Here is a 4,737-nt window from a genome sequence, read left to right on the forward strand (position 1 = left end):
GCCGCACCCGACCCGCCCCTTACCGGCAGGAGCTCCCACGGGTACCCCGAGCACCACTCGCCCCAATGACCCCACGGCCGCCATTCGCATAAGCGCCGTCAAGCGCTCAGGCGGCCGCCTCGCGGATTTTCCAGGGGGAATACGTGTACGTACGGAGAATTGATCTTCGGGCCGCTTGATCAATTCCGCCAAACGTGCGGGGCGGAGTGTGACACACCTCTTCGCTGACCGAACGGAGTAGCGAAAGTTCACCGCTTGGAACCGCGCAAACCGGGACGTTCGGCCGCTCCGCGCGCCCGCCGGGCGTGCGTAACGCCCACGTTTCTCCCGTCCCGAAGAGCCGCTCCGACCTGCGAATACCCCGTTCCGGGAGCCCTCCGCAGCACGTTCCTGTTGCTGTTGTCAAGCCCCGAGATATGCCCTGACCTGCGAAAACGCCATTCAGAAGAGGCAGTTCTCGTGTTAGGATGGATAGCCACGGAAGGGGTACCTGTCACATGACGTTCAAGGTTGGCGACACCGTGGTCTATCCCCATCACGGGGCCGCGCTGATCGAGGCTATCGAAACTCGCCAGATCAAAGGCGTGGACAAGACCTACTTGGTGCTGAAGGTCGCCCAGGGCGATCTGACGGTACGTGTGCCAGCGGACAATGCGGAGTTCGTCGGCGTGCGTGATGTGGTCGGTCAGGACGGGCTGGACCGGGTCTTCGAGGTGCTGCGCGCACCGTACGCCGAAGAGCCCACGAACTGGTCGCGTCGTTACAAGGCAAATCTTGAGAAGCTCGCCTCCGGCGATGTCATCAAGGTCGCGGAAGTCGTGCGCGACCTGTGGCGCCGGGAGCGCGAGCGCGGACTGTCCGCAGGTGAGAAGCGCATGCTCGCCAAGGCGCGCCAGATCCTGGTGAGTGAGCTCGCCCTCGCGGAGAACACGAACGAGGACAAGGCCGAGGCCCTGCTCGACGAGGTCCTCGCGTCCTGACGCGCAAGGCCTGAGGCAGTGCCCCTGGCCGCTCACGCGCAACCATGCCGCGGTGCCCGCTGACCCTTTTCGAGGAGTCGCCGGGCGCTGCGGCATGTCCGTACCCGGTGTGGGTGGCACGTCGGAGCCCGATGTGGCGTGCCGGGCTCGGGCAGTCCGACTCGACCAGATGTCACGGAAGGGTCCGGTCAAGGTGTCGGCCCGGCACTCCCCCGGCTCTCGACTCGCTCGAGCGGGGTCACGCCCAGGCCATACCCACGTCGGCCGAGCACACAAACCTGAACGGAACCGATGTCTAGCGAATCCCGCACCGCGGTGGTCATTCCCGCGGCAGGACGGGGCGTGCGCCTCGGCCCTGGCGCCCCCAAAGCGCTTCGCGCGCTGAACGGCACCCCGATGCTCATCCACGCGGTCCGCGCCATGGCGGAGTCCCGCGCGGTCTCCCTCGTCGTCGTGGTGGCGCCGCCGGACGGCGCCCAGGAGGTCAAGACCCTGCTCGACGACCACGCGCTGCCCGAGCGGACGGACTTCCTGGTCGTGCCCGGCGGCGACTCCCGGCAGGCGTCCGTGCGGGCCGGACTCGACGCGCTGCCGCCCGGCGTCGATGTCGTGCTCGTGCACGACGCGGCCCGGCCCCTGGTGCCCGTCGACACGGTCGACGGCGTCATCGAGGCCGTGCGCGAGGGGGCGCCCGCCGTGGTGCCCGCGCTGCCGCTCACCGACACCGTCAAGCAGGTCGAGCCCGCCGCGGTGCCCGGCTCGCCCGAACCCGTGGTGGCCACGCCCGAGCGGGCCAGGCTGCGCGCGGTGCAGACCCCGCAGGGTTTCGACCACGCCACGCTGCGGCGCGCGCACGACACCGTCACCGCGGACGTCACGGACGACGCGGGCATGGTCGAGCAGCTCGGCCTGCCCGTCGTCGTCGTGCCCGGCCACGAGGAGGCCTTCAAGGTGACGCGGCCCCTCGACCTCGTCCTCGCCGAGGCCGTGCTCGCCCGCAGGAGGGTCACCGATGGCTACTGAGGCACCCCGGTCCCACGGGACACGCCGGCCCCAGTCGCAGATGCCGCTTCCCCAGGTCGGCATCGGCACCGACATCCACGCCTTCGAGGAGGGCCGCGAACTCTGGTGCGCGGGCCTGAAGTGGGACGGCGAGGGGCCCGGTCTCGCCGGGCACTCCGACGCCGACGTGGTGGCGCACGCCGCGTGCAACGCGCTGTTCTCGGCCGCGGGCCTCGGTGACCTCGGCGCCCACTTCGGCACCGGGCGCCCCGAGTGGTCGGGCGCCTCCGGGCTCACCCTGCTCACCGAGGCGGCCCGAATCGTCCGCGCCGCCGGTTTCACCATCGGCAATGTGGCCGTGCAGGTCGTCGGCGACCGGCCCAGGATCGGCAAGCGCCGGGACGAGGCCCAGAAGGTGCTCTCCGAGGCCGCGGGCGCGCCGGTCTCGGTCTCCGGGGCCACCACCGACGGCCTCGGCTTCCCGGGCCGCGGCGACGGCCTGGCCGCGATCGCGACCGCACTGGTCGTCCGTGCGCCGGTCGGGGAGTCCCCGGCCGATATCGGGTAGACGTATGGCGCATACAGGCGATGACGGCCCGGGGCGTGCCCACGACGATGGGTGCGGCCGACCGTCCACGAAGGAGTGAAGCCCATGTCCGCCGCACTGTCCGACGACCTCAGGTCCCTGCTCGACACGCCCGTCTTCATCATCGTCGGCACGATCCAGCCCGACGGCAGCCCGCAGCTGTCACCGGTCTGGGTGAAGCCGGACGGCGACGACATCCTCTTCTCGACGACGGTCGGCCGCCGCAAGGAGCGCAACCTCCGCCGCGACCCGCGCGTCTCGGTGGTCGTCCAGCCGTCCGACAACCCCTACGCGTACGCGGAGATCCGCGGCACCGCCGAGCTGACGACCGAAGGCGGCCAGGAGCTGATCGACGAGCTGTCGCTCAAGTACACGGGGAAGTCCTACGCCGACTTCAACCCGTCGGCCGGGGAGGACGGGGAGCGCGTGGTCGTGCGCGTGACCCCGCGCAAGGTCGTCGGCAGGATCTGAGGGACGCGCCGACATCACAGTTCGTTCCCGGTACGGGAAGGGGGCGTGGGGCACTGTCCCGCGCCCACTACCCTGGAGTGGTGACGATTCGCCTGTACGACACCAGCGCCCGGCAGATCCGTGACTTCAGCCCCCTCAACGACGGCTGTGTCTCGATCTACCTCTGTGGTGCCACGGTGCAGGCAGCCCCGCACATCGGCCACATCAGGTCGGGCCTGAACTTCGACATCATGCGCCGCTGGTTCGCCTACCGCGGCTATGACGTGACGTTCGTGCGCAACGTGACCGACATCGACGACAAGATCATCCGGAAGTCGGCGGAACAGGGCCGCCCCTGGTGGGCCATCGGTTACGAGAACGAGCGCGCGTTCAACAACGGTTACGACGTGCTCGGCTGCCTGCCGCCCACCTACGAACCCCGCGCCACCGGCCACATCACCGAGATGGTCGAGATGATGCGCGGCCTGATCGAGCGCGGCCACGCCTACGAGGCGGACGGCAACGTCTACTTCGACGTGCGCTCCTTCCCCGGCTACCTGGAGCTCTCCAACCAGGAGCTCGACAATCTCCTCCAGCCCGAGGGCGAGGGGGAGACCGGGAAGCGCGACCCGCGTGACTTCGCCATGTGGAAGGCCGCCAAGGAAGGCGAGCCGAGCTGGGAGACGCCCTGGGGGCGCGGCCGGCCCGGCTGGCACCTGGAGTGCTCGGCGATGGCCCACAAGTACCTGGGCCGTGAGTTCGACATCCACGGCGGCGGCATCGACCTGATCTTCCCGCACCACGAGAACGAGATCGCCCAGGCCAAGGCCTTCGGTGACGCCTTCGCGCGCTACTGGGTGCACAACGGCTGGGTCACCATGAGCGGCGAGAAGATGTCGAAGTCCCTCGGGAACTCGGTCCTCGTCAGCGAGATGGTCAAGCAGTGGCGGCCGATCGTGCTGCGCTACTACCTCGGCACCCCGCACTACCGCTCGATGATCGAGTACAGCGAAGAGGCCCTGCGCGAGGCGGAGTCCGCGTTCGCCCGTATCGAGGGCTTCGTGCAGCGCGTGGTGGAGAAGGCCGGCACCGTCGAGCCCGCCGCCGAGCTGCCGCCCGCCTTCGCCGACGCCATGGACGACGACATGGGCGTCCCGCAGGCGCTCGCCATCGTGCACACCACGGTCCGGCAGGGCAACAGCGCCCTGGCGGCCGACGACAAGGAAGCCGCCGTGGCGCGGCTCGCCGAGGTGCGGGCCATGCTCGGCGTCCTGGGCCTCGACCCGCTCGACCCGCACTGGGCCGGTGGCGCGAGCGACCGGGGCGAAGACCTGCACGGCGTGGTCGACACCCTCGTACGCATGGTGCTCGACCAGCGGGAAGCCGCGCGCGGCCGCAAGGACTGGGCCACCGCCGACGGCATCCGCGACCAGCTCAACCAGTCGGGCCTCGTCATCGAGGACAGCCCGACGGGGCCCCGCTGGACGCTCGGTCCGCGCTGATCCGACACCGCTGATGTGCCGCCCGGCCTCCCGGGCGGCACACTGCATAGAGACCATCTACGGGCCGGCGCGCAAGGGGCACGTGAAGAACCGCATCGCCACCGCCAAGGCCGAGAAGGCCGCGGGCCGCCGCACCGCCACGCCCAAGGGCCGTGGCGGCAAGGGCACCTCCGAGATGGTCGTCGGCCGCAACCCGGTCTTCGAGGCGCTGCGCGAC

At 70.1% G+C, this 4,737-nt stretch carries 5 protein-coding genes and 1 pseudogene; all 6 read left to right on the forward strand.

The window, feature by feature from the left end:
- Nucleotides 1-497: 497 nt before the first annotated feature.
- Nucleotides 498-980: a CarD family transcriptional regulator gene (locus AB8Z36_RS30455; protein ID WP_003953493.1), complete on the forward strand. Its 483-nt coding sequence runs from the start codon at nucleotides 498-500 to the stop codon at nucleotides 978-980.
- Nucleotides 981-1,271: 291 nt separating this feature from the next.
- Nucleotides 1,272-2,003, forward strand: a complete 732-nt coding sequence (gene ispD / locus AB8Z36_RS30460; protein WP_369216614.1) for a 2-C-methyl-D-erythritol 4-phosphate cytidylyltransferase — start codon at nucleotides 1,272-1,274, stop codon at nucleotides 2,001-2,003.
- Between the two features lie 40 nt (nucleotides 2,004-2,043).
- Nucleotides 2,044-2,550: a 2-C-methyl-D-erythritol 2,4-cyclodiphosphate synthase gene (gene ispF, locus AB8Z36_RS30465; protein ID WP_369216615.1), complete on the forward strand. Its 507-nt coding sequence runs from the start codon at nucleotides 2,044-2,046 to the stop codon at nucleotides 2,548-2,550.
- Nucleotides 2,551-2,634: 84 nt separating this feature from the next.
- Nucleotides 2,635-3,039, forward strand: a complete 405-nt coding sequence (locus AB8Z36_RS30470) for a PPOX class F420-dependent oxidoreductase (protein ID WP_369216616.1) — start codon at nucleotides 2,635-2,637, stop codon at nucleotides 3,037-3,039.
- Between the two features lie 80 nt (nucleotides 3,040-3,119).
- Nucleotides 3,120-4,520, forward strand: coding sequence for a cysteine--tRNA ligase (gene cysS / locus AB8Z36_RS30475; RefSeq protein WP_369216617.1), 1,401 nt, complete (start codon nucleotides 3,120-3,122; stop codon nucleotides 4,518-4,520).
- A pseudogene (locus AB8Z36_RS42360) lies at nucleotides 4,462-4,737 on the forward strand (hypothetical protein); the annotation flags it as partial. The gene cysS and the pseudogene AB8Z36_RS42360, both read left to right, overlap by 59 nt.

The sequence above is a fragment of the Streptomyces flavofungini genome, assembly GCF_041028215.1.
GTDB classification, from domain to species: domain Bacteria; phylum Actinomycetota; class Actinomycetes; order Streptomycetales; family Streptomycetaceae; genus Streptomyces; species Streptomyces flavofungini_B.

Bases quoted from the DNA above. Each gene is read 5' to 3' on its own strand.
- AB8Z36_RS30455 (WP_003953493.1), top strand. From the start codon at position 498: ATGACGTTCAAGGTTGGCGACACCGTGGTCTATCCCCATCACGGGGCC.
- ispD (WP_369216614.1), top strand. From the start codon at position 1,272: ATGTCTAGCGAATCCCGCACCGCGGTGGTCATTCCCGCGGCAGGACGG.
- ispF (WP_369216615.1), top strand. From the start codon at position 2,044: ATGCCGCTTCCCCAGGTCGGCATCGGCACCGACATCCACGCCTTCGAG.
- AB8Z36_RS30470 (WP_369216616.1), top strand. From the start codon at position 2,635: ATGTCCGCCGCACTGTCCGACGACCTCAGGTCCCTGCTCGACACGCCC.